Annotated in this window: 25 protein-coding genes; 17 read left to right on the top strand and 8 right to left on the bottom strand. The window is 59.7% G+C overall.

Annotation, left to right across the window (positions count from 1 at the left end; translation table 11 throughout):
- Position 1: 1 nt before the first annotated feature.
- Positions 2–1,018, bottom strand: coding sequence for an ABC transporter permease (locus Q2T52_RS11590; protein ID WP_302076895.1), 1,017 nt, complete (start codon positions 1,016–1,018; stop codon positions 2–4).
- An 80-nt stretch (positions 1,019–1,098) separates the two neighbouring features.
- Positions 1,099–2,634: an ABC transporter substrate-binding protein gene (locus tag Q2T52_RS11595; RefSeq protein WP_302076896.1), complete on the bottom strand. Its 1,536-nt coding sequence runs from the start codon at positions 2,632–2,634 to the stop codon at positions 1,099–1,101.
- 404 nt (positions 2,635–3,038) lie between these two features.
- Here Q2T52_RS11595 and Q2T52_RS11600 point away from each other — a divergent pair, with 404 nt between their 5' ends.
- The 6 genes from Q2T52_RS11600 to Q2T52_RS11625 are packed head-to-tail and all read left to right on the top strand — an operon-like array spanning position 3,039 to position 8,759.
- The gene (locus Q2T52_RS11600) at positions 3,039–3,467 is read left to right on the top strand and encodes a hypothetical protein (protein WP_302076897.1); all 429 of its coding nucleotides are present in this window, start codon (positions 3,039–3,041) and stop codon (positions 3,465–3,467) included.
- A gap of 9 nt (positions 3,468–3,476) precedes the next feature.
- Positions 3,477–5,090, top strand: coding sequence for an AMP-binding protein (locus tag Q2T52_RS11605; protein WP_302076898.1), 1,614 nt, complete (start codon positions 3,477–3,479; stop codon positions 5,088–5,090).
- Between the two features lie 36 nt (positions 5,091–5,126).
- Complete coding sequence (locus Q2T52_RS11610) at positions 5,127–5,552, top strand: organic hydroperoxide resistance protein (protein WP_302076899.1); 426 nt, start codon at positions 5,127–5,129, stop codon at positions 5,550–5,552.
- On the top strand, positions 5,552–6,727 hold the full coding sequence (locus tag Q2T52_RS11615; RefSeq protein WP_302076900.1) for a thiolase family protein: 1,176 nt from the start codon (positions 5,552–5,554) through the stop codon (positions 6,725–6,727). The genes Q2T52_RS11610 and Q2T52_RS11615 overlap by 1 nt, the downstream gene beginning before the upstream one ends.
- Positions 6,727–7,971, top strand: a complete 1,245-nt coding sequence (locus Q2T52_RS11620) for an SDR family NAD(P)-dependent oxidoreductase (RefSeq protein ID WP_302076901.1) — start codon at positions 6,727–6,729, stop codon at positions 7,969–7,971. The genes Q2T52_RS11615 and Q2T52_RS11620 overlap by 1 nt, the downstream gene beginning before the upstream one ends.
- Positions 7,968–8,759: a cyclase family protein gene (locus tag Q2T52_RS11625; protein WP_302076902.1), complete on the top strand. Its 792-nt coding sequence runs from the start codon at positions 7,968–7,970 to the stop codon at positions 8,757–8,759. The genes Q2T52_RS11620 and Q2T52_RS11625 overlap by 4 nt, the downstream gene beginning before the upstream one ends.
- Here the strand turns inward: Q2T52_RS11625 and Q2T52_RS11630 are convergent.
- The gene (locus Q2T52_RS11630) at positions 8,738–9,268 is read right to left on the bottom strand and encodes a winged helix DNA-binding protein (RefSeq protein ID WP_302076903.1); all 531 of its coding nucleotides are present in this window, start codon (positions 9,266–9,268) and stop codon (positions 8,738–8,740) included. The two genes, Q2T52_RS11625 and Q2T52_RS11630, sit on opposite strands and share 22 nt — an antisense overlap.
- A gap of 103 nt (positions 9,269–9,371) precedes the next feature.
- On the opposite strand from Q2T52_RS11630, the gene Q2T52_RS11635 reads away from it, so the two are divergent.
- Positions 9,372–10,178, top strand: a complete 807-nt coding sequence (locus Q2T52_RS11635) for an aspartate/glutamate racemase family protein (RefSeq protein ID WP_302076904.1) — start codon at positions 9,372–9,374, stop codon at positions 10,176–10,178.
- Positions 10,179–10,202: 24 nt separating this feature from the next.
- Here Q2T52_RS11635 and Q2T52_RS11640 read toward each other — a convergent pair whose 3' ends face one another.
- Together Q2T52_RS11640 and Q2T52_RS11645 are read right to left on the bottom strand one after the other, a co-directional pair.
- Entirely contained in the window at positions 10,203–11,129 is a 927-nt protein-coding gene (locus Q2T52_RS11640; protein ID WP_302076905.1) for an NADP-dependent oxidoreductase, read from the bottom strand.
- Between the two features lie 19 nt (positions 11,130–11,148).
- On the bottom strand, positions 11,149–11,904 hold the full coding sequence (locus Q2T52_RS11645; protein WP_302076906.1) for an HpcH/HpaI aldolase family protein: 756 nt from the start codon (positions 11,902–11,904) through the stop codon (positions 11,149–11,151).
- A 177-nt stretch (positions 11,905–12,081) separates the two neighbouring features.
- Here Q2T52_RS11645 and Q2T52_RS11650 point away from each other — a divergent pair, with 177 nt between their 5' ends.
- Genes Q2T52_RS11650 through Q2T52_RS11660 form a run of 3 tightly spaced genes read left to right on the top strand, consistent with a single transcriptional unit; the run spans position 12,082 to position 14,386 of the window.
- A complete protein-coding gene (locus Q2T52_RS11650; RefSeq protein WP_302076907.1) occupies positions 12,082–12,786 on the top strand; it encodes a GntR family transcriptional regulator in 705 nt (234 codons plus the stop codon).
- Positions 12,786–13,880 (top strand): LLM class flavin-dependent oxidoreductase, encoded by a 1,095-nt coding sequence (locus Q2T52_RS11655; RefSeq protein ID WP_302077268.1) that lies wholly within the window; start codon positions 12,786–12,788, stop codon positions 13,878–13,880. The genes Q2T52_RS11650 and Q2T52_RS11655 overlap by 1 nt, the downstream gene beginning before the upstream one ends.
- Entirely contained in the window at positions 13,877–14,386 is a 510-nt protein-coding gene (locus Q2T52_RS11660; RefSeq protein ID WP_302076908.1) for a flavin reductase, read from the top strand. Before Q2T52_RS11655 ends, Q2T52_RS11660 begins: the two co-directional genes overlap by 4 nt.
- Before the next feature lie 108 nt (positions 14,387–14,494).
- Here the strand turns inward: Q2T52_RS11660 and Q2T52_RS11665 are convergent, their stop codons facing one another.
- The 3 genes from Q2T52_RS11665 to gcvA all read right to left on the bottom strand — a co-directional run bounded on the left by Q2T52_RS11665 (position 14,495) and on the right by gcvA (position 17,258).
- Complete coding sequence (locus Q2T52_RS11665; RefSeq protein ID WP_302076909.1) at positions 14,495–15,547, bottom strand: D-2-hydroxyacid dehydrogenase; 1,053 nt, start codon at positions 15,545–15,547, stop codon at positions 14,495–14,497.
- A 154-nt stretch (positions 15,548–15,701) separates the two neighbouring features.
- Complete coding sequence (locus Q2T52_RS11670) at positions 15,702–16,112, bottom strand: VOC family protein (RefSeq protein ID WP_302076910.1); 411 nt, start codon at positions 16,110–16,112, stop codon at positions 15,702–15,704.
- 246 nt (positions 16,113–16,358) lie between these two features.
- The gene (gene gcvA / locus Q2T52_RS11675; RefSeq protein WP_302076911.1) at positions 16,359–17,258 is read right to left on the bottom strand and encodes a transcriptional regulator GcvA; all 900 of its coding nucleotides are present in this window, start codon (positions 17,256–17,258) and stop codon (positions 16,359–16,361) included.
- A 206-nt stretch (positions 17,259–17,464) separates the two neighbouring features.
- Between gcvA and Q2T52_RS11680 the strand changes: the two genes are divergently transcribed.
- The 7 genes from Q2T52_RS11680 (at position 17,465) to Q2T52_RS11710 (ending at position 26,431) form a co-directional block, all read left to right on the top strand.
- A complete protein-coding gene (locus Q2T52_RS11680) occupies positions 17,465–18,649 on the top strand; it encodes a hypothetical protein (RefSeq protein WP_302076912.1) in 1,185 nt (394 codons plus the stop codon).
- A gap of 11 nt (positions 18,650–18,660) precedes the next feature.
- Entirely contained in the window at positions 18,661–19,743 is a 1,083-nt protein-coding gene (locus Q2T52_RS11685; protein ID WP_302076913.1) for a ketopantoate reductase family protein, read from the top strand.
- Complete coding sequence (locus Q2T52_RS11690; RefSeq protein WP_302076914.1) at positions 19,740–20,849, top strand: Gfo/Idh/MocA family protein; 1,110 nt, start codon at positions 19,740–19,742, stop codon at positions 20,847–20,849. The genes Q2T52_RS11685 and Q2T52_RS11690 overlap by 4 nt, the downstream gene beginning before the upstream one ends.
- A gap of 4 nt (positions 20,850–20,853) precedes the next feature.
- The gene (locus Q2T52_RS11695; RefSeq protein WP_302076915.1) at positions 20,854–22,476 is read left to right on the top strand and encodes a DUF885 family protein; all 1,623 of its coding nucleotides are present in this window, start codon (positions 20,854–20,856) and stop codon (positions 22,474–22,476) included.
- Positions 22,473–23,483 carry an ABC transporter ATP-binding protein gene (locus tag Q2T52_RS11700; protein ID WP_302076916.1) on the top strand — a complete coding sequence of 337 codons (1,011 nt, stop codon included), beginning with the start codon at positions 22,473–22,475 and terminating at the stop codon, positions 23,481–23,483. Before Q2T52_RS11695 ends, Q2T52_RS11700 begins: the two co-directional genes overlap by 4 nt.
- The gene (locus Q2T52_RS11705; protein WP_302076917.1) at positions 23,476–24,459 is read left to right on the top strand and encodes an ABC transporter ATP-binding protein; all 984 of its coding nucleotides are present in this window, start codon (positions 23,476–23,478) and stop codon (positions 24,457–24,459) included. Before Q2T52_RS11700 ends, Q2T52_RS11705 begins: the two co-directional genes overlap by 8 nt.
- A gap of 367 nt (positions 24,460–24,826) precedes the next feature.
- Positions 24,827–26,431, top strand: a complete 1,605-nt coding sequence (locus tag Q2T52_RS11710; protein ID WP_302076918.1) for an ABC transporter substrate-binding protein — start codon at positions 24,827–24,829, stop codon at positions 26,429–26,431.
- The last annotated feature ends 32 nt before the right edge of the window (positions 26,432–26,463 follow it).

The following is a 26,463-nucleotide window of genomic DNA, read 5'->3' on the forward strand; positions in this document are numbered from 1 at the left end:
GTTAGCGTGCCCTCAGTTTCGGGTTGAGGATCAGGTAGAGGCTGTCGACGATAATGCTGATGACAAGGACCGCGACGCAGTAGGTGAGACCGGCACCTTGAATGATGGGCAGATCCGCATTGCGGATGGCATCGACCATCAGATTGCCCATGCCCGGATACGAGTAGATGATTTCCACCAGCAGCGTACCGCCGAACAGGAAGCCGAATTGGACGCCCATGAGGCTCAGCGTCGGCAGGATGGCGTTCTTCAGCGCATGGCGGATGAGAATCCGTGCCTCCGAGAGGCCGCGCAGCCGTGCCTGATGAATGTAATCGTCTTGGTAGGCATCCATGAGGCTCGATCGCAGCACGCGCATCAGCGACGGCGAAAGCGCAATACCAAGCGCGAGGCAGGGCAGGATCATGTGTTCGAGCGCGTTGAAGAAGCTTGAGAACTTGCCGGTGATCAGGCTGTCCAGCAGGAGAAACCCGGTCACAACCGGGCGCTCGAAACCGGGGCTGAGCCGCCCGGTGAAGGGAAGCACTTCAAAGAAGACGCCGAAGATCAACAGCAGGAACAGGCTCCATAGGAATTCTGGCAAAGAAAGCAGCAGGATGGACGCGAAGTCCATCACGGCTTCGGCGCGGGTGCCGCGCACATAGAAAAGGAGGAGGCCACCGGCCAGTCCGAAGACGGTCGCGACCACCATGGCGATCACGGCAAGCTCGATTGTGGCGGGCAGGGTAGAACCGATCAGCGACGTCACGTCCTGGCGAAAATGGATGGAACGACCGATGTCGCCGTGCAGCAGTTTGCCGAGCCAGATGCTGTATTGATCATAGAGAGGACGATCGAGGCCCATTTCGCGGCGCATCGCCTCGACTTCCTGCACGGTTGCATTCGGCGGTAGCGACATGGCAGCAGGATCGACTGGAAGGATGCGCAGGATGCAGAACAGCAGGGCCGAGACGACAAACAGGATGGGGATCGCGGTGAAGATGCGTTTCACCATGAGCCGGGCAATGGTCGCAAACATGCGCATGCCTCATTCTAGAATTTCGAGGGGTGTGGGTCCGGCAAGATGTCGAACCCTGAATGCCAAGGGAGAGGCCCGCGTCAGGTCCAGGACATGGTGCTGCCAAGCACCCAGGCATTGCCATATTTGACGTAAGACAGGTTCTTCTTGCGAACCAGCGTCTGGACACTCTGCAGGATCGGGATATTGGCGCCGGTGTCGACGATTTCCTTCGCGAGCGCCTTGTAGCCGGCAATGCGCTTTTCGTAGACGGGCTCTACGAACAGCTGCAAGATCTTGTCGCCGATTTCCTGCCCCTTCCAGGCGCCAAACGGCATCTTCGGATTCATCAGGTAGCCGGAGAAGATTTCGGGGTCGCCGGTGGCGTTGTCGAAGCTGTAGAGGGTTGCCTCGGGCAGTTTACCACCGCGGTTCAATTCGAAATATTTCGAATATTCGATCTGCTCGAGTTCGACCTTGAGACCGACCTTCTGCCACATCTGGATCAGCGCGCGCGCGATATCGAAGTCGCTCGGAAACTGGCCGTTGGTGGCGGCAAGCTTGAAGGTTGCGGGCTTTTCCGCCGTGTAGCCGGCATCCGCCAGCAGCTTCTTGGCCAGCGCCGGATCATAGCTGAACTTGTAGTCGTCGATATAGCCGGGCGTGCCAGGGGTGGCCGGGATCGACAATGGCACGGCTGCACCGCCGTAAAACGCCTTTGAGAGGGCTGCCTTGTCGATTGCGTGATGGGCGGCGAGGCGAACGGCCTTGTCTGCAAAGCCCATATCATTGCGCATCTGCAGAAGGATCAACCGGGTGAAGGGGTTGATCTCCGCCACCAGCCCATCCGTCTTGCCCAAGCGTTCTGCCTCGCGCACAGGAATGTTGACGGTGAGGTCCACCTGGCCGGACTGGATGGCCGCAGTGCGTGCGGATGGGTCCTTGATAATGTCGATCGTGACGCGCTTGATCTTTGGCTTGGCGCCGAAATAGTCGTCGTTGCGCTCCAGCACGATGCGCGAATTCATCTGGTAGTCGACGAGCTTGTATGGGCCGGTGCCGACGGGCTTCTTGCCGAACTCTTCCGCTCCAACAGCCTCGATGTATTTCTTCGGCACCAGATAGCTTCCGAGGAAGGCGAGCCATTGCGGTGCGGTCGGCGTCGGCGCGGAAAATTTCATGACGCCTGACGTCCGAGACAGGATCTCGATATCGGTCAGGGTGCGCCAGGAGTTGGCGATATCGAGCTTCAGGCCGGATTTGACGCGGTCGACGAAGGTGTATTTGAAATCCTCCATCGTCATCGGATCGCCATTGTGGAACTTCACATCACTTCGGATCTCGAAGGGTAGCGAAAGCCCATCCGGCTTCAGCTCCCACTTCGTGATGAGATTGGGGATCAGCTTCAGATCCGGCGACTGGTCGAGCGGCTGGTCGAAGACCATCTTGAAAAGCGGCTGCGCGTCAGGAACGAAGCGCACATTGGGGTCCCATGTCGGCACGTCGCTCGGCCAGCCGATGGTGACGTTATCGGTGCCTTCTGCAAAGGCGAAGCTGGCCTGCGACAGAACGGAGCCGCTGACGGCGGCAAGCCCAAGCATCTGCAGGAGATTTCTGCGGTCGAGTTCAAAAGTCATGACGATCCCTCTGGTTCGTCCGTCGGCGCATAGCCGAGGGACCTGCGGCGGTTTTTAGAAAACGCGGGCCTGCATTCCTGCCAGGGGCTTTTGATCGTGTGGTTTCGCGCCGTTCTTTGCGGCGTCCCCTTAACAATTGGCAGAATGGTAAAACGGGGTATGGATTACTTCAAGCCTAAAATTTCATGTTGTGAAAATTCGATCATGGCCCGGAGGTCGCAACGGAAAAGCGCGCAAATGCGGGGCTTTCCACCATTTCGGGTTGTGTGCCCGTTTCCATCAGATGCCATGCTGGTGCAAATTTTCCTGACCGGAGCAAATACGTATTGACGTTCTTTCAGAATATTTTACGCTTAAATCACCTTTAAGGCAAAACCGCTTCCGACAGCGACAAAGGGCGTGTCATGATCGATCCCCATTGCCATTCCAGCAGCATCCTGGTGGAGCGTCCCGCCAAGGTCGCCTTCGGACTGATGGCTGATGGGGTGGAGCAGGGCCGCTGGGCCTGGGGTAGCGCGGAACGGATCGAGGTCGAACCTGGCCTTTATCGCGGGACATCAATCTTTACCGGCAAGCACACCTTCGTTCGTCTGCATGTCGATCACAGCCGTTTCCAGGTGGATTACGAGGTGGGACCGTCTCCTGAAGCCATGCTCTTCCGCAACATGTCGCGGGTGCTGCCGGGCGAGATGTTGCGCATGGCCGAGGGGAGTTGCGTCGTCTCGCTGATCACATGGCGGCTTGCAACGCAGACTGATGCCGAATGGAACCAGACCGGGACGATCCACGAGGCGGAGATGTTTCTGATCAAGGGCCTGCTCGAACGGAATTAGGAGCAAGACATGCATTCGCCCTATCTGCTTTTTGAACATCAGGCGTCCGTTCGTCCGCATGCGCCGCTGCTGATCGCGCCACGCAGTGCTGCTTTAGCCTATGCGCCGGATGGATTCCGGTATTCCTATGGCGATGTCTTTCAAAAAGTGACACGACTGAAAGCAGCCTTTGCCGATGCCGGTTACGGGCTCGGCTCGCGGGTGGCGTTGCTGCTTGAAAACCGTCCGGTCTTTTTCGACTATTGGCTGGCTCTGAACGCGATCGGTGCTTCCATCGTACCGATCAATCCCGATCTTCGCCGCGATGAACTTCTCTTTCAGCTCGACATGGCTGACGTGACGCTGATGGTTGTTGTCGCGGAGCGGTTGTCCGAGCTGCAGGATGTGAAGTCAGGCGTCGTCACTGTTATAGCTGAAGGGGAAGACATTCCGTCCTCTCCTGTTCCACGCAGTGCGGTGCATGGCGGGCCGGATGCCGAATGCGCGCTGCTTTTTACGTCGGGCAGCACGGGCAAGCCGAAGGGCTGCATTCTCTCCAACCTCTATTTCGTCACCGTCGCTGAGTGGTACACGGCGCAAGGCGGCGTTGCGACGATGACCGAAGGATCCGAAGTGGCGCTGACCCCGCTTCCGATGTTTCATATGAATGCTCTCGGCTGCACGGCCGTCGGCATGATGATGATCGGCGGCGCCGTCGTGCCGCTCGACAGATTTCATTCCAGCACCTGGTGGGCTTCGATCGCGGATTCCGGCGCCACCGTCATTCATTGCCTCGGCGTGATCCCGGCAATCCTGCTGCAATTGCCGGTGAGTGAGACCGAGCGAGCGCATCGGGTCAAGTATGCGCTGGGACCGGGCGTCGATGCGCGCCACAAGATCGAGTTCGAAGAGCGCTATGGCATCCCGATTGTCGAAGCCTGGGCAATGACGGAAACCGGGGGAGGGGCTGTCACCACCACTGCCGCGGATGATTATACGCCGGGCCTGCGCTGCATCGGTCGCCCGCGGGCCAGCATGGAGTACCGCCTTGTCGACGATGCCGGCAAAGAGGTCGAGCCGGGCACGCCGGGCGAACTTCTTGTCCGGGCGGCGGGTGCGGATCCCAGGCATGGATTTTTCAGCGGCTATCTGAAAGACGAGGCGGCGACGCAGGAAGCTTGGGAGGGTGGCTGGTTCCATACGGGCGATATCGTCTATGCCGATGCGCAGGGACTGCTCTACTTCTTTGACCGCAAGAAAAGCATCGTACGCCGCAGTGGCGAAAACATCGCTGTGCTTGAAGTCGAGGCGGCACTGGCAAAGGACTCTGCCGTAAAAGCCTGCGCCGTGACCCCGGTGCCGGATGACTTTCGGGGCGAGGAGGTGTTTGCTTTCGTCGTTGCACAGGAAGGCGTTGCGGTGGAAGCGGAGGCGGATCTTGCGCGCAGGCTGATCGAGGCGGCCGGCCGTCACATCGCCTATCACAAGCTGCCCGGCTACATCGCCTTCGTCGACCAACTGCCGGTGAGTTCAACGCAGAAGCTGCAGCGCGGCGAAATCAAGCGCATGGCAGCCGAGGCCGTTGCGGACGGCACGGCCATCGATTTGCGTAAGTTGAAGGCGACTATTCGCAAGACCGGCTGATGCAGGAATAACCACAATCCGACATGTGAGGATGGCATGACACCTGAGAAAATCCTGTATGAGACCTCCGTCACGGCTCAGGGCGGTCGCGAAGGCCGCGCCGAAAGCGAGGATGGAAAGTTTGCAGTCACATTGTCCGTGCCCAAAGGGCTGGGTGGCCCGGGCGGCGACGGGACCAATCCCGAACAATTGTTTGCCGCCGGCTATGCCGCCTGCTTCCTGGGCGCGGTAAAGCTGGTAGCGCGCACAAACAAGATCGCGCTGCCGGAGAATGTGACGATCACCGCCAAGGTGGGGATAGGACCGGTTCCCGTCGGTTATGCGCTTGCCGTCGAACTCGTGGCATCGCTGCCGGGTATTGATCGCACCGTCGCCGAAGAAATCGTCGCCGGTGCGCATGAACGTTGCCCCTATTCCAATGCGACACGTGGCAATGTCGACGTCAAGCTGACGGTTGCCTGATGGTTTCTCCTCGCGCGCGGCAGAATTATGATGGCGTCGTGCTGGCGGTTCCGGTAACGGTGCCCTATCAGCGCTATTCCATCGAGACCGCGCATTGGTGGATGGGCCGGGCGCTGCGTGCGCTGGCGGACGGAGCCGGTATCAGCCACCGCGACTTCGACGGATTTTCCACCGCAAGCTTTACCATGGGGCCCGATACGGCGATTGCGCTCACCCAGCATTTCGGGATCTCGCCGCGCTGGATCGATCATATCGCTTTGGGCGGGGCCGCCGGGATCGTGGCGATCCGCCGGGCAGCACGGGCGGTCCAGGCCGGTGATGCCGAGATCGTCGCCTGCGTGGCGGCCGACACCAACCAGGTGGATACGTTTCGCAAGACGGTCGCAAACTTTTCGCGGTTCGCTCAAGACGCTTCCTATCCCTACGGTGCGGGCGGGCCGAATGCCAGCTTTGCCCTGATCGCGCGCCATTACATGGATCGATACGGCGCGACACGCGAGGATTTCGGCAAGCTGTGCGTGGCCCAGCGCGAGAATGCCCTGAAAAGCTCGCACGCGCTTATGAAGAAGCCGCTGACGCTTGAGCAATACATGTCGGCCCGTGCCATTGCCGAACCCTTCCATCTTTTCGATTGTGTGATGCCTTGCGCGGGGGCCGAAGGCTTTCTCGTCATGCGCGAAGACAGCGCGCGCGGGCTTGGGCTGCCGTTCGTGCGGCTTCTTTCGGCGATCGAGCGGCACAATGCCTTCCCCGATGATCCTGTGCAGGAGCGTGGCGGCTGGCTTATGGATCGCGACGAGCTTTATGGGATGGCAGGCGCCCGCCCGGAGCAGATGGATTTCGTGCAGACCTATGACGACTATGCCATCATCTCGATGATGCAGTTCGAAGGGCTTGGCTTTTGCGGTATAGGCGACGGGCCGCAGTTCGTTCGGCAGCACACATTCACCACGGATGGTTCCTTTCCGCACAATACCTCCGGGGGCCAGCTGTCGGCGGGTCAGGCCGGTGCGGCGGGTGGACATCTCGGCATCACCGAAGCGATGCGCCAGCTGATGGGCATTGCCGGCGGCACACAGGTCAAGGATGCGAAGCTCGGTCTCGTCTCCGGCTTTGGCATGATCAATTACGACCGTGGACTTGCGTCTGCGGCGGCAATCCTCGCGAGGGCCTGATGACGGAACATGGGCCCAAACGGCATGCAAAGAACCCGCTTCAGAGGACGCGCCTGCCATTGTTGCCGCCATCGGCGCGCAGCCGCAGGGCGCATGGGTTGACGCTTGCCGCTGCCTCCGGGCGCTTCATGCTGCAATGCTGCGCGGAATGTGGTCGCTATGCCTATCCTGCGCGGGACGCCTGCCCCCATTGCTTGTCAGAGGATCTGCCGTTTCGCGATGCGCCGCCGCGTGGTGAACTTCTGTCGGAAACCACGATTCAGGTCACGAGCGATCCCTATTTTCGCGACCACATGCCCTTCCGCTCCGGCCTGGTAAAGCTGGATTGCGGACCGGTTGCCGTAGTTGGCCTTCATCGCGCCTGTGGCGGTCCCGGAAGCCAGCTCGAGCTTTCGCTGCAGATCGACCGGGCGGGACAGGCCGTCTTGTTTGCCAAGCCTTTGCTGGAGACACCTGACATGGAAAACGATCCCCAGTGGCGAGAGCTGACGGCCCATCCGAAGGACCGGCGCGTGCTGATCTCCGATGGCCGCAGTCCGGTTGCACTGCCCTTGGCGAAGGCACTTGCAAGGGCCGGCGCCAGCAAGATCTTTGTCGGCGTTTTCGATCGCTGGAAGCCGTTTGAGACGGAAGTCGCATTTGACGCGATCGACGGCGTTGAATGCGTCGATCTCGATCTGACAAGCGAACGCTCGGTACAGGATCTTGCGCGCGATATCGGCGCGAAGGTGGAGATCCTGGTCAACACCGCAGATCACGTGCGTCCTTCCCACCTCTTCGATGCCGGTTTGACCAACTCTGCGCGGGAGGCGATGGACGTGACAGTCATGGGTCTGATGCGCCTTGCACAAGCCTTTGGGCCGATCATGCGAGTACGCGGTGCCGATGGGTTTGCGGGCGCCGTCGCCTGGGTCAATGTCCTGTCGGTCCATGGCCTCAGCAGTCAACCGAAGTTTGGCGTCCAGTCCGCGGCGCATGCGGCCTGTCTTTCCCTGTCCCATTGGTTGCGGGGGGAACTGCGCCAGGGCGGCATTCGCGTGATCAACAGCTTTTGCGGCCCGCTCGATACGGAATGGTACCAGACCGTGCCACCACCCAAAGTCGATCCGCGATCTCTCGCCGATGCGATTGTGGACGGTCTGATCCGCGGTCTTGAAGACATCTATGTCGGCGATGTCGCCAAGGATATCGAGGCGCGCCTGTTCGATAATCCGAAGGCGGTCGAGCGGGAGGCAGGCCGATGAGCGGCTATATTCTCGGTGCATTGGCGGCTGCACTGGCCCACGGTTCGGTTCGCGTCGTCGATCTGACGCTCACCCTGTCGCCCGACTTTCCAACCATCGTCATGCCGCCGGAGCTTGGTCAATCGGCACCATTTCGCATGGAGCGGATATCGCATTACGATGTGAAGGGCCCGGCCTGGTACTGGAATAATATCTCCTTCGGCGAGCATACGGGCACGCATTTCGATGCGCCGATACACTGGTTTACCGGCCGTGATCTGCCGCTGAATTCGGTCGATACCCTGCCACCAGCGGATATGATTGGGCCGGCCTGCGTGATCGATTGTTCGAAACAGGCAGACGAGGACGCTGATTTTCTGCTGGGCATTGACCATATTCTCGCCTGGGAGCAAGTTCATGGGCGCATCCCTCAGCGTTCCTGGGTTCTGCTTCGCACGGACTGGTCGAAGAAATCAGGCGCAGCCTATGCCAATCTGCAGTCCGATGGCGCTCATACCCCGGGGCCAGAGGTTGAAGGGATACGTTTTCTTGTCGAAGAGCGTGGCATCCTCGGCTTCGGCACCGAAACGATCGGCACCGATGCCGGCCAGGCAGGCCATTTTTCGCCACCCTATCCCGCACATCACTATTTGCACGGGAATGGGCGCTACGGCCTGCAATGCCTTGCCAATCTCGACCTTCTGCCGCCGACCGGTGCGCTGATCTTCGCTGCGCCGCTCAAGATCCAGAACGGCTCGGGTAGTCCGCTTCGCGTGCTGGCGCTGGTTCAGGAGCGCTCGACGGGATGAGAACCGCTTGCCACGCGCCTGGCTGCGGTATCGTAGAAGCTCGTCAGCAATTCGAGCATTTCCGTCGTTTCCCCCAGCCCTTTTTCCGCACGGTCCATTTTCTGAATCAGCGAGATGAGCAAGTCGCGGCGCAGCGAACGATAATCCTGGGTCAATTTGCTGCCCTTGCGCGTCGGCGTATAGAGCGTGTCTTTCCGCGACCGTCCTTTGACGCGCTCTATGCATTGCAGCCCTTGAAGCTTCTTGATCGCGTATTGGATATTGGCGGTGTCGTCGCGACCGAGCAGGCGCGAAATTTCGCCGAGGCCCTTCGGTTTGTTGCGGTAGCGGATGGTATGAAGCACCGCCGTGTCGAGCCCGCTCAGGCTTGCTCCCGCCAGTTCACTCGAACATTCGGATTGCCAGCGCAGGAAGGCCGCCGAGATGCGCCAAAGTGACCACTCGAATTCCGTCAGCGCCGCCTCGGACAATTCCAGGGCTGGGTCCGCTTTCGGGTTTTCGGGCGTCAAGGAACTCATGCTGTTCTCCGCAGTCGTTTTGTAATGCGATTAAAGCTGTAAATTGTCGTCCTGACGAGAGCAAACTCCAAACCAATTGAGCGACGAGGGTCCTATGCGCATCTTCTGGCAAAGCTTTATCGATGCGACCGCGAGTGCCGCTTACATGACGCGGCTCTCCGACTATTTGAACGGGATCGCTGAGCCGGGAACGGTGGTGGATGTTTTCGGCATCAGCCCTCCGGATCGACATTTTGGTCGGCTGGCGGAGTTCCGTTGCGCCGCGATTGCCATCGACAATGGGCTTGAGGCGGCCAGCCGTGGATATGACGCTGTCGTCATCGGTCATTTCCAGGATCCAGGTCTCTATGAGCTGAAGTCGGCTGTGACGATCCCGGTCGTCGGCGCCGGCGAGGTGTGCATGCATTATGCCGCGCGTCTGGGGCGGCGCTTAGCGCTGGTGACGTTGGACGACGTATTTCAGGCCTGGCACTACGAGCAGGCGGATCTGTATGGCCTCGGCAGCCGCGTTCGGCATGTCGTTGGAATGAACTGTACACCGGCGGATTTCAGCGCGGCCTTCGCCGGTGACAGTACGGCGCGTGAACGGATGTTGGCCGATTTTACCGCCTGCGCCGAGCCGTTGGTGCGCGACGGAGCCGACGTCGTGGTGCCCGCCGGTGTGCTGCCGGGACTGCTGGTGGGCGGGGAATTCGGGTTCAAGATCTTGCATGCGCCTGTTGTCAACACGGCGGCTGTCACCCTGAAGACTGCGGAAATGGATGTCCGCCTTCGGGCGATGAATGGAATCGAAGTGAGCCGCGGTCCGTTCTGTTCGCTTGCGAACGAGCACGCGATCGAAGATTTTCGAAGCTTCATCACACATGGGCGAGGGGCGCCGCTCTTTCCCTCTGATGTCTGATCTTTGCCGTTCTCTTCCGAACGATCACATCGTCAGAATGAGGCGCCCACGCGAGATCTCGCCACGCTCCATCAGGCGGTGGGCTTCGGCCGCTTCGTCCAGCGGCAGGGTCCGGGCCACTTGCGGCCGCAAAACGCCGGCTTCCGCGAGATCCATCATCGATTGCAGTGCAACCTTGTCATCTGTCACCATGGCACGTGTTACCGAGACCCCGAACTCTGCACCCCGGTCGATGATCGGGTCCGCGACGAGCCAGACAAGGCGACCGCCTTTTTTCAGGGTCATATAGGATTTGTCGTGAACCGCGCCGCCCATCAGGTCGAAAACCACGTCCTGCTCGCGGACGAGTTCGGAAAAATCCTGGCGATCATAAGCAATGACCCGATCTGCACCGAGGCCTCGAACATAGTCTTCGTTTGACGACCGGCAGGTGGTGGTTACCTGGGCGCCCAGGTGATGGCAGAGTTGGATCAGCAGCCCGCCGACCGCACCGGCGCCGGCGTGGACGAGAACCTTTTCGCCGGATTGCACCGCTGCGGTTTTGATGGCGATCCAGGTGCTCAGTCCGGCATTGGTCAATGCTGCCGCTTCCATCATGGAAAGACGAGAGGCGATTTTGACGGCATGTGAGCAGTCCACGGCAATCATCTCGGCATAGCCGCCCTGGGCAAAGACGCCCGCCATGACAGACACGCGGTCGCCGATCGAAAATTCGGTCGTTCCGTCGCCCACGGAAATGACGGTACCGGCGCCATCGCGGCCGGGCACGCTTGGCATGGGCAGGGTGAAGTGGTTTTTGAGGAGGCCAGCGCGTAGCTTCCAATCGAACGGGGTGACGCTCGCCGCCTCCAGCCGCACGAGGATCTGGCCCGGGCCTGCAACCGGGTCCGGCAGATCGACACAATGCATGACATCGGCTGATCCATGTTCGCTGTACTGAATGGCTTTCATGGGCCGATATCCTCCACTCTCAGGCGTTGCGTGCCGTTGCGATGCCTGCGGCGAGGCTTGCGCCAAGAAACATCGTGTCGCTGGCTAGCAGGTAGAAGCTGATCCCCGCGTCAGACCACTTGCCGATGTCATCGGGAGAGGGGCGGAAGAGGCCGACGGTTTTTCCCGCCTTTCTGGCCGCCGCGGCAATCGTCAGAATTGCGTCTTCGACGCGCGGTGCGCCATTAGGCCCAAGCGCATTGAGCGACACGGACAGGTCGCCGGGCCCAATGAAGATCACATCGATCCCTTCGACGGCAACAATTTCCTCGACATTGGTCAGCCCTTCCGCGGTCTCGATTTGTACCGCGAGAACCAAATCCTCATTGGCGCTCTTCAGATAGTCGGGAATGCGGTAGCCGTAGCCGGCCGCACGGCCTGGGCCAACGCCCCGCTCGCCAAGTGGAGGATAACGGGTTGCCGCGACAGCGGCCTTCGCCTGTGCGGCAGTCGAGACGCGCGGCACCAGAACGCCTGCCGCACCGGCATCCAGCACGCCGGCAACCGATTCCGGGGCATGGCCGGGCACGCGGACCATTGCCGGAACCCGGTGCACATCGGCGGCGCGGATCAGGTTTTCGATGAGCTCCCGGCCGATCTGTCCATGCTCGGCGTCGATGCAAAGGAAATCGGGTCCGGCGGCCGCGGTCACCTCGATCGCGACAGGGTGGGGAATGGCCGCAAAGGTGCCGATCAGGCGTGTGTGTTGAAGGCACTTCTCACGAAAACTGCTCATCGCCCCTCTTCCTACGATATGCGAGGCGTCATGCGCCCGAAGAATTACTTTAGGCCTAAGATGAAATTTGGATCAAGCGCTTTAAACGGTATACGGAAAACCGCTATTTTCGCCGACTAATAAACTTTAAGCTTGAAATACGCCAAAATCCGTATACCGTTTATGCAGGAGGCGGTGATGCAGAAGCCCAGCGACAACCTCGTCGAAACCATCTATGCCGAGCTCAGGCTGCGGCTGCAGCGCAGTGATGTAAGCCCGTCGGATCGCCTGGTGGATACCGAGATTGCCGGCCGCTACGGTGTCTCGCGGGTGCCGGCGCGTGAGGCCTTGTTGCGGCTTGTGGCGGAAGGATATTTGGTCGGAACGACGCGCGGGTTTGCACTGCGCCAGCTGTCGCTTGAGGATATTGCCGATCTGTTCGAGATGCGGCGGCAACTGGAGCCAAGGGCGGCGGCGAACGCTGCCCGCGACATGACGCCTGACATCGAAGCCGAATTGACAGACGCGATGACCCGCATCGAGGCCGCTTTGGCGGATGGCGATCTGCGCGTTCTGATGGACGCCAATGTCGATTTTCGCAATGCCTGGCTGAATGCGGTGCGCAATCGGCACATGGCAGACACGGTGGCGCGGTTCATGAACTATTTCCAATCGGTGCGGCTCGACAGTTTCACCGACAAGGACATGCTGAAGCAGTACATCGATGGCCTGAGCCGCATTCATGCAGCCTTTGTTGCGCGCGATCCGGTCCGCATCGCCGAATACATGACCCTCTATATGTTTGCCGCGGAACAGGCATTTCTTGCCGTGCGGCAACGACAATTGACAGAGTCCGAGACGGCGCGTCCGTCCCGCCGGAAGAAAGACAAGCAGGGAAGATGATCATGAAGCCGCATCCTCTGAAGGGACCGAACGCACTCAAGCTCGGCATTTTCTCACCCAATGCCGATGGTGGCCTTGCCATCACCGATGTGCCTGAACGCTGGCAGGCCCGCTGGCAGGACAATCTCAACGCCGCCCAGATCGCCGATCGCGGCGGGCTCGATTTCCTGCTGCCGATTGCGCGCTGGAAAGGTTTTGGCGGCAAGAACCGCGTGCGTGAATGGTCCTATGAGACCTTCACCTGGGCAGCGGGTCTCGCTTCGGTGACAGAGCGCATTGCGCTGTTCATGACCGTGCATGTGCCGCTCATTCATCCGCTCTATGCGGCCAAGTCTCTGGCGACGGTGGATCATATCAGCGGTGGTCGTGCCGGTCTCAACATCGTCTGCGGCTGGAACCCCAAGGAATTCGGCATGTTCGGCGTGCCGTTGGTCGAGAAGGGTTATGACCAGGCAGCCGAATGGCTCGACATTGTCGAGCGCGCCTACGCATCCGATGCGCCGTTTGACTTTGATGGCACCTATTACAAGCTGAAGGACGTGGTGAGCCGTCCGGCAAGCCTGCAGTCGCCGCGGCCGGTGACGATGAATGCGGCCTTTGGCGGCCCCGGGCGCGACTTTGCGGCGAAGAACTGCGATTACCTGTTCACCACCTTCACCGAGATTGCCGAGGCAGGAAAGCACGTCGAGGATATTTGTGCGCGCGCAGAGGCTCAGGATCGCGAAGTGGGCGCCTATACGGTCTGCCACGTCGTGTGCCGTGAGACACAGCAGGAAGCTGAAGAGTATTACGAGCGCTACGCCGTGACGCTTGCAGACCATGAGGCGGTCGATGCGCATATGGCCGGCAAGAAGGAGTTTTCCCAGTCACATGACCGCGACAGCTATGATCGCTATCGCAAGCGGTTTGCCGGCGGCGCCGGCGGCTATCCTTTGGTCGGTACGCCGGAAAAGATCGTGGAAGACATGATCGCCATTTCGCAGCAGGGATATGCGGGGATCGCCATGTCCTTCGTGAACTATACCTATGAACTGCCCTTCTTCTGCGACCGGGTTTTGCCGCTTCTCAAGCAGGCGGGGCTGCGGACCGAATGACACCCGAACTGACCCCGGAAGAAGCAGAGGCGATGCGGCTTGCTTTTCGCCAGGGCATGTCGCAGTTGGCGGCGGCAGTCCATGTGGTGACGACCGATGGTTCCGCAGGGATCGCTGGCTTCACGGCGTCCGCAGTCTGCAGCGTCAGCGACAGCCCACCGACATTGCTGGTCTGTCTCAACAGGTCGAGTTCAGTCGCTACCGTGTTCGAACAGAACCGCGTGCTCTGCGTCAATACACTCACGCATCAGCACGAGGCGCTGTCACGCGCATTTGGCGGTACAACATCGCAGACCGAGCGTTTTGCGGCCGGAAAATGGGTAACCGCTGCAACCGGTGCACCACGTCTAGTTGACGCCCTCGTTTCATTTGATTGCGAGGTGGTCAATATCGTAGAAGCGGGCAGCCATTGGGTGCTTCTCAGTCGCATTGTCGATATTGCGCATGGCAATGCAGATCAGGCGGCGCTCGTTTACTTCCGGCGCCGCTATGCAGCCATTTTGTAACAATCGGTCAAATGAATGAAGGAAACTACAGATATCGTATTTTGTGCAGGATGTTGATGACGGTAACCGCTTTGAAGTCCTCACTGGAGCTGATCAGAGCTTGATGCATCAGTAGCCGCGCTCCCGGTCATAGAGATTGCGAAGTGGCTGTCCCGCAGCGAAGCGCCCGAGATTGTCCAGAAAGATGTCAACGATGCGCGTGTTCTCGAGATGAACCGTGCTGGCTGAGTGAGGTGAAATCAGCACGTTCGGCAGGTCCCAGAGCGGGCTTTCATTCGGCAAGGGCTCGACGGCAAAGACGTCCAGAGCTGCGCCCTTGAGATGGCCGGAGGCCAAAGCCTCGATCATCGCCGCCTCATCGATCACGTGGCCACGCGAGATATTGACGATGACGGTGCCCGGCTTCATCGCCTGGATCTCGGCGGCGCCGATCATTCCGCGTGTTTCTTCGGTCAGCGGGCAGCAGAGGATGACGGCATCGACCTCAGGCAGTACGCTCTTGATATCACGCTGGTCGATCACACGGCTGACGCCATCCGGCGCCACGACATCGGAGCGGCGACGGGTGCCCCATACCTCCACACCAAAACGCGAACAGTCCTGCGCGATGGTTGCGCCGAGCGAACCAAGTCCGACCACCAGAGCGCGCGCGCCTTCCAGTCCTTGCGCGGTGTATCTCTCATAGCGATGCGCCTGCTTTTCCGCATTCAGATAGGGGACGTCCCTGAAGAAATAGAGCAATCCCAGCATGGCGAATTCTGCCAGGGGGCGCGCATGCACGCCCGATGCCGTTGTGAAGAGAATATCGCTTTTGTCGAGGCCCGTGCGACGCAGAAACTCGCCAATGCCGGAGCTGGTGGCCTGTACCCAGCGCAAGTTCGGTGCATTTACCGGCATTCCTGCGGCATCCAAGCGGTCGAAATCGAAGAAGATATCGGCGCGCTTCAGGCATTCCGCCCAGCGTGCCTTCTGGCCTTCGTCGAAATTGCGCGGCTCGCCTCCGTGATCGGCAACGTAGCGAGGTTTGGCCAGCAATTCCGGCTCATGGATCACGTCGAATCGATTCGGGTCGAAAGCCTTGATCCGTGCAACATGTTCATCCTCGAGCGGCGACGCGATCAGGATGGTCAGTTTACCGGCGGGATCAGGCAGAGCATTCATGTCTTTCTCGCTTATGGATTCGGCAGAGGATATCGGAATATGAGCCGTGCGGCGTTCTGCGACAGCCGCGCACAAACCTCCCATGGGCGTTACTTCATCGCCCGCGGTATACAGCCGTGATACAATGCGTCTTTAAGCCCGCTAGCTCTGCCGATCAGTGTTCGAACAGGCCGTCCGGGTTCTTGAACGATTTGAATTCAAGCGCGTTTCCAGCAGGATCCTTGATGAAGAACGTTCCCTGTTCGCCAGGTTCGCCCTGAAATCGCACCTTGGGTTCGAGAACGAAGGGCCAATTTGCCCCTCGAAGACGGTCAATCAGTTCGTTCCAGGTATTCCAAGGCAAAACGGCACCGAAATGATGCAGGGGTACGAGATCGCTTCCGACCTTCGAAGTCGCTGGAGACTTGGGATCACTGTTGAGATGGGCCGAGATCTGGTGGCTAAAAAAGTCGAAATCAATCCAGTTTTCGGCTTCGCGGCCTACCTTGCAGCCGATGAGCTCGCCGTAGAAACGGCGCGCCGTCTCTTTGTCATCGATTGCAAACGCCATATGAAACGGGATCATGCGGACCCTTCCGGAAATCTAGTAGATGCCTCTTAAGGCCTTGGGTGGTTTCCAGACTACCGGCTCTCCATCCCCCTGCAAGATGCATAAATATCGCCGATTGATGACCTGAAGGAATGCACCAGTGGCAAATTGCAGCCGCACCCTTCGCTGAACGCATTGTAATTGGAGCCGATCGATCGGAGGTTCCTCACACTCCATCGATTGCTTTTCGTCGCTCCCGTCCTCTGTGGCGAGCGCGAACCCTCACGCCATTTCGCCGATCTGCTCGAGCATCCACCGCCGGAAGATCTTTACGCGGCTCAGTTCGGATTTGGCCGCAGAAGACACAAGGTAATAGGCGCCGGGTCCGGAAATCCTGGCCGGGAAAGGTGCGACAAGCGCCCCGGATTTCAGCTCGTCCTGAATGAGGTAGCTCGGAAGGAGAGCGACCCCGAGGCCGGAAATTGCTGCCTGAATGATCATGAAGAAATGTTCCAGGCTCGGTCCCCATTTCACCACATCGCGCGGCGCACCGACAGAACGAAACCAATGATCCCAGCCGCTCGGCCGGGTGGAGTGGCGGATCAGCGGATGGTGCCTCAGCGCCGCATAGTCCGTCAGTGGAAATGCGCCCGTCATCACCTTCGGGCTGCAGACAACGACGATTTCCTCCGACATCAGCGGGTCGATGATGGCGTCAGGCCAGTTGCCGTGGCCGAAGCGGATGGCAACATCGATCCGCTCCTTGGTAAAGTCGAGGTCGCCATCGCTGGAAATGATGTTGAGGGAGATGTCGGGATTTTTCTCCTGGAACGATGGCAGCCTTGGAAGCAGCCAGCGGGTTCCGAATGTGGGCAGCATGCCGATCGACAACGTACCCTTGCCGCGCGCTGAATCAATCAACTCGACCGTCCCGGCCTCAACGAGGTCTAAAGCTTCGTGTATGAGCTTGCTGTAGAACCTTCCTTCATCCGTCAGCTCGATATGGCGGCTTTGTCGCGTGAAGAGAGGCAATTGCAGATAGTCTTCCAGGCTTCGCACCAGGCGGCTGGCAGCGCTTTGCGTAACATTGAGCTCCTCGGCTGCACGGGTAAAACTCCCGTAGCGTGCGACCGCCTCAAAAGTCCTCAATGCGTTCAGGGAAGGCAAAAGGCGGCGGGGCATATCTATCCATTCGGAAAACTCATCCCTTCGCAATTTTTATGCGCCTTGCGCCCGCCTGGCAAGCGGATAGCCTTTCGTTATCTAAGCAATTGAGCACGTACCCAGATGACATCATCTCACCGAGCCTTGGCGATTGATGACAAGCCCTCCCAAAATCGAAACGGCATGCGTGGTCAAACTGCCCGCACGGCAAAAGGTGAACAGCAATGAATTCCTTTGAGATCGGACGCGAGCTGACAGCGGTGACGATGGGGATCGATGCCTTCGAGCGCGGCAAGGCACGGGGGCAAAGTCTGCTCGATGGTGAGGGGCTTGTTCCGATCTACATGGGCTCGGACATTATCGGTCCGCGGATCTATGAAGACTGGGAGAGTTGCCGGGCAGATCTGACAGCACTGGATGAGGCAATCGAGGACCTTCCGGAAGGCGCTCGCAAGGTATTCCTGAAAGACATGGTGATGTCCTTGCAGGTGGCGACGCGTCTGTTTTCCGGGCTGACGCCAAGTTTCGAGGAGAAGGTGGAAGTTCTAGTCGGCGCGCAGAAGGGCCGGGAGCCGGAATCGGTCATTCACGCCGCCACCAGCAATCTTGATCGACTGCTGGCGAGCAGCGGCTTCGTCACCGGTACGCTGAAGCAGCGCGTCCATGCCTGGGAGGAAGCGCGCGCCATCCCGGTGGAGAAGATAGAGACCGTCTTTCGCGAATTGATGACGGAAGCGAAAGCCCGAACTGACCGTATGATATTCGATACCGGCAGTTATGATATGACCCTCAACCCCGTTCGGGATACCCATTATACGGCGCGCTGCGGCTTCAATGCTGGCAAGATGGACCTGAACCTCGACATTCGCTTCACCCGCGCAGCGTTGAAGCATCTTGTCTGCCATGAGGTTTTTCCCGGCCATTCTACCCAGCTTCTCTATACGCGGGCGGAGGTCGATGCCGGTCGCGCCCCCGCCGATGCACTGCTGATCACGGCCAACGCCGTGACAGGCTGTGTTCAGGAGGGGATTGGCGACCAGGGCGTCCACCTCATCGATTTCATCGAAGATGCGGACGACATGATCCACATGGAGCTTCGCCGCCTGCGCAGCGCTTCCCAGACCAGTGCCGCCTGGATGTTGATGGTGGAGGGGCTTCCCGCCGATCAGGTGGCAGACTTCCTGCGAAATGTGGCGATCGGCCAGGAGGCATGGATCACGGGGCGGCTGCGGATGGCCGCGCATCCCTTCCGCGGCCCGTTCATTTCGTCCTACTTCGCCGGCAATGAAAGCGTACGTCGGGTGCGTGAACGTGTCACCGCGGAGCAGTGGCCGGAATTTCTCGTTCAGCTCTATGGGCGTGCCAACAGCCCGGCCAGCCTCGAAATGTTCCCGCAAACAGCCAATTGAGGAGAGGGGCCATGAAGATCACCGTGATTGGAGCTGGGGCTATCGGTGGCCTGGCGGGCGCGCACATGGCAAAGGCCGGTCATGACGTGCTGCTGGTGGACCCATGGAGCGAACATGTCGACGCGCTGAACCAGAGCGGGCTTCGGATTGATGGGGTGCGCGGAGACATGCGCATCCCCGTCAAGGCGGCGACACCAGATCAGCTCTCCGGTGATCTTGGAACGGTGTTGATCGCCACCAAGTCGCAGCACACGCTGGAAGCTCTCAAGCAAATCATCCCGCTGCTGAGGCCGGACAGTCTCGTGGTGTCCTATCAGAACGGCTTCAACGAGCCGGGCATGATCGACATGTTGAACGAGCACGGGTTGCCGGGGGAGCGGATGGTCATGGGTTCCATCCCCAACTACGGCGGAGCGCTGGTCGATCCGGGTTATATCGAGTTCGTCCATGAGGGCGCGATCCAGCTGGGGGAAATGAACGGTCAGATGACGCCGCGGCTGAAAGAGCTGGGCGATGCCCTGACGGCGCTGACGGAAGTGCAGTATTCGGATCGCATCTGGGGGCAGATCTGGGCCAAGGAGGTCTATTCCGCGCAGGTGGTATTTTCGGCTCTCGCCGATGCGCCGTTGCGCACCACGCTCGGTGTCGAGAAATATGCGCGCACCGCCGGGGCCGTTGTGAAGGAGGCGCTCGAGATCGCCGACGCCAACGGCATCGATGTGCAGGCTTTCGACTTCTTCGACCCCGCCAACTATCGCGTGAAGACGCCCGAAGATACGCAGAAGCTGCTTGCGAACATCAACCATGCGATCTGGCTTCTCAAGAAGGACCAGGACAACAAACCCCAGCATGACTTCAAGAAGAAGGGTTCCGGCATCTGGTGGGACATCGTCTACCGCAAGCGTCCGTCCGAAACCCGCGCCTTTGCCGGCAAGCTGATCGAATATGGCAAGACGGTCGGTGCCGACACGCGCCTGAACGAGAAGCTGACGAGCATGATCTACGAAATCGAAGACGGGAAGCGGGAACTCGGCTTTCACAACTTCGATGAACTCGCTGCCTACGCTCACTCCATTGGAAAGACATTGCCATGACCAAAAAATTGGGCGTCGGCCTGATCGGTGCACATACCTGGGCGAACAAGGCCCATCTCCCCGGATACCATGCACATGAACGCGTGGATCTTGTTGCCGTTTGCGACGTCGATCCGGAACGGGCCAAGGCGATGGCCGAAAAATTCGGGGCGCGGAAAGTCTATGTCGACGCAAATGAGATGATCGCCGATCCCGAGGTGGAGATGGTCGATGTCTGTACGCCGACCCATACGCATCTGCCGCTCAGCCTGGCAGCGATTGCCGCCGGCAAACACGTGCTTTCGGAAAAACCGCTGCATACGGAAGCCGGCCCGGCATTTGATGCCTCGGCCAAGGCCGATGCCAAGGGCGTACGCACCAAGCTCGGCTTCACCTTTCGTTATTCCCCGGCGATCCGCCAGATCAAGACTTGGATCGACGATGGCACACTCGGCGAAATCTATCACATCCACGGCTTCGAGCAGAATTCGCAGTGGCTGGATCCGAATGTGCCGCTGCGGCAGATCGCGCCGGGCATGGCCCGCGACAAGCTGATCCCATCCTCGATCATCGGCTATGGCTCGCACCTGATCGACCTGATGCGTTGGCTGGGCGGCGAGTTCCAGTCGGTGACATCGACCATGAAGAACTTCGTGCCGGCGCGTGTGGTGCGCGGCGAAGAAGGCATCCAGAAGATTCCGGTCGAAGATGGTACGGTGGCGCTGGTCGAATATGCCAATGGCACGCAGGGTCTGCTGCAGACGAGCTATATCGCTGTCGGCAATTATCCGGGCGTCGAGCTTCGGGTTTACGGCTCCAAGGGCGCAGCCGTTGCGCGGCTGATCTCCGAATTTGGGGTCGCCGAAACGCTCAAGTTCGCGACAGCGGACTCCGTGGAGTTCAAGCCGGTCGAGATCGGGCAGGAAGCGCTGCCGCCGGGCACGTCGCTGAACACGCCCTGGCCGGAGCTCTACTATCGCAATCTGGTCCGCTTCTTCGTCGATGAAATCCTCGAAGATCGCCCGCAGGAATGCACCTTCTTCGACGGCGCCAAGAGCCAGGAGATCGTCGATGCGATCATCAAGGCGCATTTCGAGCGACGCTGGGTGGATGTCGGGCAGGGATGAGGTGATGGCGGTTCCCTACGATCCCGGACTTGTCGACGCGTTTCTGGCGCTGCACTTTGCTTATCGTCCGGTTGACGCCACCTTCATGGGAGACAGACGACACGATCACCGTCTGCCGCCTGCCAAGGCAGAGACAGAGGCGGAGGAATTGGCTGAACTGGCGGCTTTGAAAGCGCGGCTTGAAGAGACTGAGGAGCCGGAGGATCTCGGCCAACGGCTCGACCGCCGTCTGATGCTGAGCGAAATCGTCATCCGCGAACGGGCTGCAGACACCTGGTCGCGCTTTGACAATCCTGCCTGGTTCAGCGGCGAAGCCGCCTTTTCGATTGTCTCATTGCTGCTGCCGCAATCGGCGCCCGTGCGGGAGGATGCCCTGCTGGCGCGCCTGGGGAAAATCCAAGGCTTTTTAAGCGACTCAGCAGAGCGCTTGAAGGACAAGTCTGTGCCGTCAGCCTGGAGCGCGCGCGCCCTTCGCGAATGTCGGGCAATGGCAGGTTTCCTTCGCGAAGACATCACTCTTCATGAAGCCTTCGCCAAGAGTTGGTCCGAGCCGGCGGCGCGTGCGGCGGACGCGTTTGACGCGTTTGCGCAAACGCTTGGGCGACATGCTGACCGGCCAGCGCGATGCGGCGAGGCCTATATGGCCGAGCTGATGCAAACCCTGCATGGCCTTGATCTGTCGCCGCGTCAGGCGGTTGCTCTTGCTGAAGATGCGTTCCTGCGGCTGGGGCGCGAGTTGGAAGAGATGGCTGCGGCCATCGATCCGTCCAAAACTGCCGAGCAGCTGATAGGTGAGCTCCTGCAGAACCGCCCCGCTTCCGCTGAGGACGCATTCGAAAGTTATCGGGCCTGGGATATCAAGGCGCGCGAAATGGGCCGCACGCTTGTCACACCCGCCGAAGATTATGGCCTGGACTATCGTCTGCAGGCACCCTGCTTTCGCCGGCTGGCAGGCAGTCTCTACTTTTTGTTTTACCGATCTCCGCCAGGCCTCAATCCCGGTACCGGCAGCGTCTATTGGGTCACGCCTCCGGGAGACGACGCGGAGGCATATCTCGCCGCCAACGCGAAAGCCGTCGTCAAAACGGTGCACAGCGTCCATCATGGCAGCATTGGCCACCATACGCAGAATGCAAGGGCGAGAATGGCTGCCTCGCGACTGGCTCGAATTGCCGGAACGGATTGCGCCCTTGGTTTGGCTTTCCTTGGTTCCGGTACACTGATTGAGGGCTGGGCCTGCTACTGCGTCGATCTTCTCGCAGAAGCAGATGGCTTCTATACCCCGCAGGAACTTCTGCTTCTCAAGCAGTCAGAGCGGCGCAACGCCGCCAGTGTGATGGTCGACATCAAGTTGCATCTGGGAGACTGGACGATCGACGAAGCCGCCGCCTTCTATCGTGATCGGGCTGGGTTTGCGCCGGCGCGGGTCCAGAACGAAGTCGTCCGAAATTCGATGCTGCCGGGATCACGCCTGATGTACTGGCTGGGCGTTGAAGGCATCAAGGCCCTGCGTGCACGTTGGCCGGGTGAAACCAAAGATTTCCACGATACCCTGCTGAGCTACGGCCATCTGCCATTGGCCTGGATCGGTGAGGAAATGCAGCGGGCGGGGCTTCTGAGGACATGACGGACCCACTCCTCGACATCCGCCATCTCACCACGGAGTTCCAGACGGAAAGCGGCACGGTCCGCGCTTTGAAAGGTGTCGATCTCACGGTCGAATCGGGGCAGACGGTTGCGCTTGTCGGGGAGAGTGGATCGGGCAAATCCGTGACGAGCCTCTCTGTCATGCGACTGCTTGCGAGGTCCGGCGCGTCCATCAACGGCGAGATCCGCTTCCGCAGGCGTGACGGCGTGGTTATCGACTTGGCGGGCGAGAGTGAAGCCGGCATGCGGCGCGTGCGTGGCAACGAGATCTCGATGATCTTCCAGGAGCCGATGACGAGCCTCAATCCCACCGTAAAAGTGGGTGCACAGATTGCCGAGGCAGCGCGGCTGCATTTGAAGGTCGATCGTCGCGAAGCGCAGCGCCGGGCCATCGACATGCTTGCGCTCGTGGAGATACCGGATCCCGAACTGCGGGCTGAAATTTACCCGCACCAATTATCGGGCGGTATGCGCCAGCGCGTGATGATCGCCATGGCCCTTATCTGTCGCCCGGCGCTGCTGATTGCCGATGAGCCGACGACAGCGCTCGATGTGACGGTGCAGTTGCAGATACTGTCGCTGATCCGCCGGTTGCAGAAGGAGATCGGCATGGGCGTGCTGTTTATCACCCATAATCTCGGGGTCGTGGCAGAACTCGCCGATCGCGTCGCCGTCATGTATGCGGGCCGCGTCGTCGAGCAGGCGGAAACGAGCGAGATCTTCAAACGTCCGAGCCACCCCTATACGCGCGGTCTGCTCTCGAGCATGCCCGTCATCGATTATGAAGCGCGAGAAAGAGGCCAGCTTCCGCGGCTGCGGGAAATCCCCGGCAGCGTGCCAGATCCTGCGGTCCCGCCACCCGGCTGCGCATTCGAGCCGCGGTGCTCCTGGCGCCTTGAAGCTTGCAGGGCTGAGGTGCCGCCCTTGTTCGATGTTGGCGGCACGCATCGCTCGCGATGCCTTAGATGGAGTGACCTCGATGGCTGAACCGCTGCTTGAGGTCCGGGACCTGAAGGTTCACTTTGCCGCCCGCGGCAAGGGAAGGGATGCCTCCGTCAAGGCGGTCGATGGCGTCAGTCTGACGGTCGGTGCGGGTGAAGTCGTTGGGCTGGTGGGTGAATCCGGTTCGGGCAAATCCACTCTCGGCCGGGCGATCCTGCGGCTGATCGACCCCACGCACGGTTCCGTCCGTTTCGAAGGGACAGAGGTGACGACGCTTTCGCCCAATGCCCTGAAGGCAATGCGCAGTCGCATGCAGATCATCTTCCAGGACCCGTATGCCAGCCTCAACCCTCGCATGAGCGTCGGGCAGATCATTGGCGAGGCGCTTTACCTGCATGGCATCGGCTCCAGGCAGGATCGCCCCCAGCGCATAGGCGACATACTGGAAAAGGTAGGCCTGCACCGCTCGGCTGCCGCGCGCTTCCCGCATGAGTTTTCCGGCGGGCAAAGGCAGCGTATCGGGATTGCGCGGGCTCTTGCCGTCAATCCGCGCTTTATCCTGGCGGATGAACCGGTATCCGCGCTCGATGTCTCCATCCAGGCACAGATCATCAACCTTCTGCAGGATCTTCGCAAAGAGCTTGGCCTTTCGCTGCTGTTCATCGGGCATGACCTGTCGGTGATCGAATATCTGTGCGACCGCGTGGTGGTGCTTTATCTTGGGCGGGTCATGGAGATGGGGACAGCGGAGGAACTCTATCGCGCTCCCCGCCATCCCTATACGAGGGCGCTGCTCGATGCCGCACCCGTGATCGACCCCAGCAAGCGGCGCGACCGGATCGCATTGAAAGGCGACCTGCCGAGCCCAGTCGATCCGCCATCGGGATGCGTGTTCCGCACGCGCTGCCCATTTGCCGTGTCCGAATGCGCGTCACGAGTGCCGGACCTGCGATCCTTTTCCGCCAGCCATTCGGTCGCCTGCATACGTGCTGACGAACTGCAGTTGAGGGTGGAAGCATGAGTTTTGCGACACACAAATGCGAGAATTTCGCCGATTGTCCAAAGGGGAGGGAAGGCTGACACTGTTGGGATGAGATGCATCCAGATTGCAGCGAGCGGCAAGCGGGAATGTTTTGCTTCTTTCTTTGGGAGGAGGCGGCCGACCAGCGATGGGCTCCAGGCAACATCATAAAATGCTGATCAATGCGCACTTGGTATCGCTGGCTCACAGGGCGGCTGCCATTCAGGAAACTGCGATAACGATCCCGAGATTAGGACATGAGACGCCAGCTGCGCATCTCGTCGACTGACCCTCGGGCTATTGAGAGCCGGAACAACCGGCCGCGACGCATGTGAAAATCGTCATCATACGTTCAAGGGGAACGACAATGAAATTGACACGCCGAGCTACCCTGCAGACCTTCATCGCTGGTTCTGCCGCCTTTGCCACCCTGAGAGCCTTTCCCGCCGCGGCGCAAGCCAAAGGCGGAACGCTGAGGGTTGGGCTGACCTATGAAATCGACACCATGAATGTCTATTCGACCGGGTTTCTGGGCGATGCCCAGGCAGCTGTCGTGGAAGGACTGCTGGCGCCCGATACACACGCCAAATACGTGCCCGTGCTGGCGACGGAAGTGCCGACGGTTCAAAACGGCGGTATCGTGCTTTCGCCCGACGGCAAGACGATGAAGATCACCTACAAGCTGCGTCCGAACGTCAAGTGGCATGATGGCAAGCCCTTCACATCCGCAGACGTGAAATTCACCTGGGAAGCCGTCAAGGACCCCAAGTTCATCGCGGAATCCAAGGATGGCTCCTCCCAGGTTGAGAGCATCGAAACGCCTGACGATCTGACCGTCATCGTCAATTACAATACGGTGCTGCCGACTTTTGCTTCGACGCTGTTCACCTTTGGCATCATGCCGAAGCACCAGATCGAGGGTACCGATATCAACACGTCGAGCTACAACGAAATGCCGATCGGCACCGGCCCCTTCAAGGTGAAGGAATTCAAGCGCGGTCAGTATTGCGCCACCGAACGGTTCGACGATTACTGGCGCAAGGCACCGAACGGTGACAAGCTTCCCTATCTCGATGGCATCGTCTTCAAGATGATCAAGGACAGCAACACGCTGATCACGCAGCTGAAGTCCGGTGAAGTCGATCTCGTCGTGCAGACGCCGTACAACCAGGCCAAGCAGGTTGAAGGCATTGCCGCAATCGAGATCGTCAAGGGGCAGCTCCTTTCGTGGCAGCACCTGGATTTCAACTTCAAGCGCAAGTCTTTGGCCGACCCTGCGGTGCGCAAGGCGATTGCCCATGGCATCAACCGCCAGGTCCTGATCAAGGCTCAGGGTGGTTTCCCTGAACCGATCAAGTCGCCAGTCGTCCCTGTGTTTGACTTCTACGATCCGAATACGCCGGACTATGCTTATGATGTCGAAAAGGCCAAGAAGATCCTGGACGATGCCGGCTATAAGGCGGGCTCTGACGGCGTCCGTGAGAAGGATGGAGAAAAGCTGTCCTACTCCTTCGTCATCCAGGCCGGTCGCGCCGATGACGAGCTTGCACAACAGGTTATCATCGCGCAGTTGAAAGCCATCGGCATCGAGGCCAAGGCCGATAACAAGACCGGCGTTGCTTTCCGTGATGCACGCTACAAGGGCGGGTATGACCTTCTCTATAGCCGCTGGATTACCTCCGCGGATCCGGTCTACTCCGTCTTCTGGGGAACGGGCGGTGCCAATAATGGCCAGTCCTATTCCAACCCGACGCTCGATGCGGCATTCAAGAAGTTTGAAGCCTCTTTCGATCCGGCGGTTCGAAAGGCAGCGGCTGCCGAGTTCCAGAAGATCCTTGCGGAGGATCTGCCGTCCATTCCGCTGACGACCAATGTTGCCGTCATTGCCAAGTCGAAGAAGCTCAAGAATTTTGTGCCCAACCCGACAAATATGACCAACTTCGTCGATACCAGCGCATGGTATATGGCTTGATGGACATGAAGGACGACATCCCCTGCCGGCAG

The organism is Rhizobium oryzicola (genome assembly GCF_030504645.1).
GTDB classification, from domain to species: domain Bacteria; phylum Pseudomonadota; class Alphaproteobacteria; order Rhizobiales; family Rhizobiaceae; genus Neorhizobium; species Neorhizobium oryzicola.

Bases quoted from the DNA above. Each gene is read 5' to 3' on its own strand.
- Q2T52_RS11700 (WP_302076916.1), top strand. From the start codon at position 22,473: ATGACGGACCCACTCCTCGACATCCGCCATCTCACCACGGAGTTCCAG.
- Q2T52_RS11640 (WP_302076905.1), bottom strand. From the start codon at position 11,129: ATGAAAGCCATTCAGTACAGCGAACATGGATCAGCCGATGTCATGCAT.
- Q2T52_RS11665 (WP_302076909.1), bottom strand. From the start codon at position 15,547: ATGAATGCTCTGCCTGATCCCGCCGGTAAACTGACCATCCTGATCGCG.
- Q2T52_RS11615 (WP_302076900.1), top strand. From the start codon at position 5,552: ATGGTTTCTCCTCGCGCGCGGCAGAATTATGATGGCGTCGTGCTGGCG.
- Q2T52_RS11650 (WP_302076907.1), top strand. From the start codon at position 12,082: ATGCAGAAGCCCAGCGACAACCTCGTCGAAACCATCTATGCCGAGCTC.
- Q2T52_RS11695 (WP_302076915.1), top strand. From the start codon at position 20,854: ATGGCGGTTCCCTACGATCCCGGACTTGTCGACGCGTTTCTGGCGCTG.
- Q2T52_RS11625 (WP_302076902.1), top strand. From the start codon at position 7,968: ATGAGCGGCTATATTCTCGGTGCATTGGCGGCTGCACTGGCCCACGGT.
- Q2T52_RS11590 (WP_302076895.1), bottom strand. From the start codon at position 1,018: ATGTTTGCGACCATTGCCCGGCTCATGGTGAAACGCATCTTCACCGCG.
- Q2T52_RS11610 (WP_302076899.1), top strand. From the start codon at position 5,127: ATGACACCTGAGAAAATCCTGTATGAGACCTCCGTCACGGCTCAGGGC.
- Q2T52_RS11645 (WP_302076906.1), bottom strand. From the start codon at position 11,904: ATGAGCAGTTTTCGTGAGAAGTGCCTTCAACACACACGCCTGATCGGC.
- Q2T52_RS11605 (WP_302076898.1), top strand. From the start codon at position 3,477: ATGCATTCGCCCTATCTGCTTTTTGAACATCAGGCGTCCGTTCGTCCG.
- Q2T52_RS11635 (WP_302076904.1), top strand. From the start codon at position 9,372: ATGCGCATCTTCTGGCAAAGCTTTATCGATGCGACCGCGAGTGCCGCT.
- Q2T52_RS11680 (WP_302076912.1), top strand. From the start codon at position 17,465: ATGAATTCCTTTGAGATCGGACGCGAGCTGACAGCGGTGACGATGGGG.
- gcvA (WP_302076911.1), bottom strand. From the start codon at position 17,258: ATGCCCCGCCGCCTTTTGCCTTCCCTGAACGCATTGAGGACTTTTGAG.
- Q2T52_RS11710 (WP_302076918.1), top strand. From the start codon at position 24,827: ATGAAATTGACACGCCGAGCTACCCTGCAGACCTTCATCGCTGGTTCT.
- Q2T52_RS11595 (WP_302076896.1), bottom strand. From the start codon at position 2,634: ATGACTTTTGAACTCGACCGCAGAAATCTCCTGCAGATGCTTGGGCTT.
- Q2T52_RS11670 (WP_302076910.1), bottom strand. From the start codon at position 16,112: ATGATCCCGTTTCATATGGCGTTTGCAATCGATGACAAAGAGACGGCG.
- Q2T52_RS11690 (WP_302076914.1), top strand. From the start codon at position 19,740: ATGACCAAAAAATTGGGCGTCGGCCTGATCGGTGCACATACCTGGGCG.
- Q2T52_RS11705 (WP_302076917.1), top strand. From the start codon at position 23,476: ATGGCTGAACCGCTGCTTGAGGTCCGGGACCTGAAGGTTCACTTTGCC.
- Q2T52_RS11660 (WP_302076908.1), top strand. From the start codon at position 13,877: ATGACACCCGAACTGACCCCGGAAGAAGCAGAGGCGATGCGGCTTGCT.
- Q2T52_RS11685 (WP_302076913.1), top strand. From the start codon at position 18,661: ATGAAGATCACCGTGATTGGAGCTGGGGCTATCGGTGGCCTGGCGGGC.
- Q2T52_RS11600 (WP_302076897.1), top strand. From the start codon at position 3,039: ATGATCGATCCCCATTGCCATTCCAGCAGCATCCTGGTGGAGCGTCCC.
- Q2T52_RS11620 (WP_302076901.1), top strand. From the start codon at position 6,727: ATGACGGAACATGGGCCCAAACGGCATGCAAAGAACCCGCTTCAGAGG.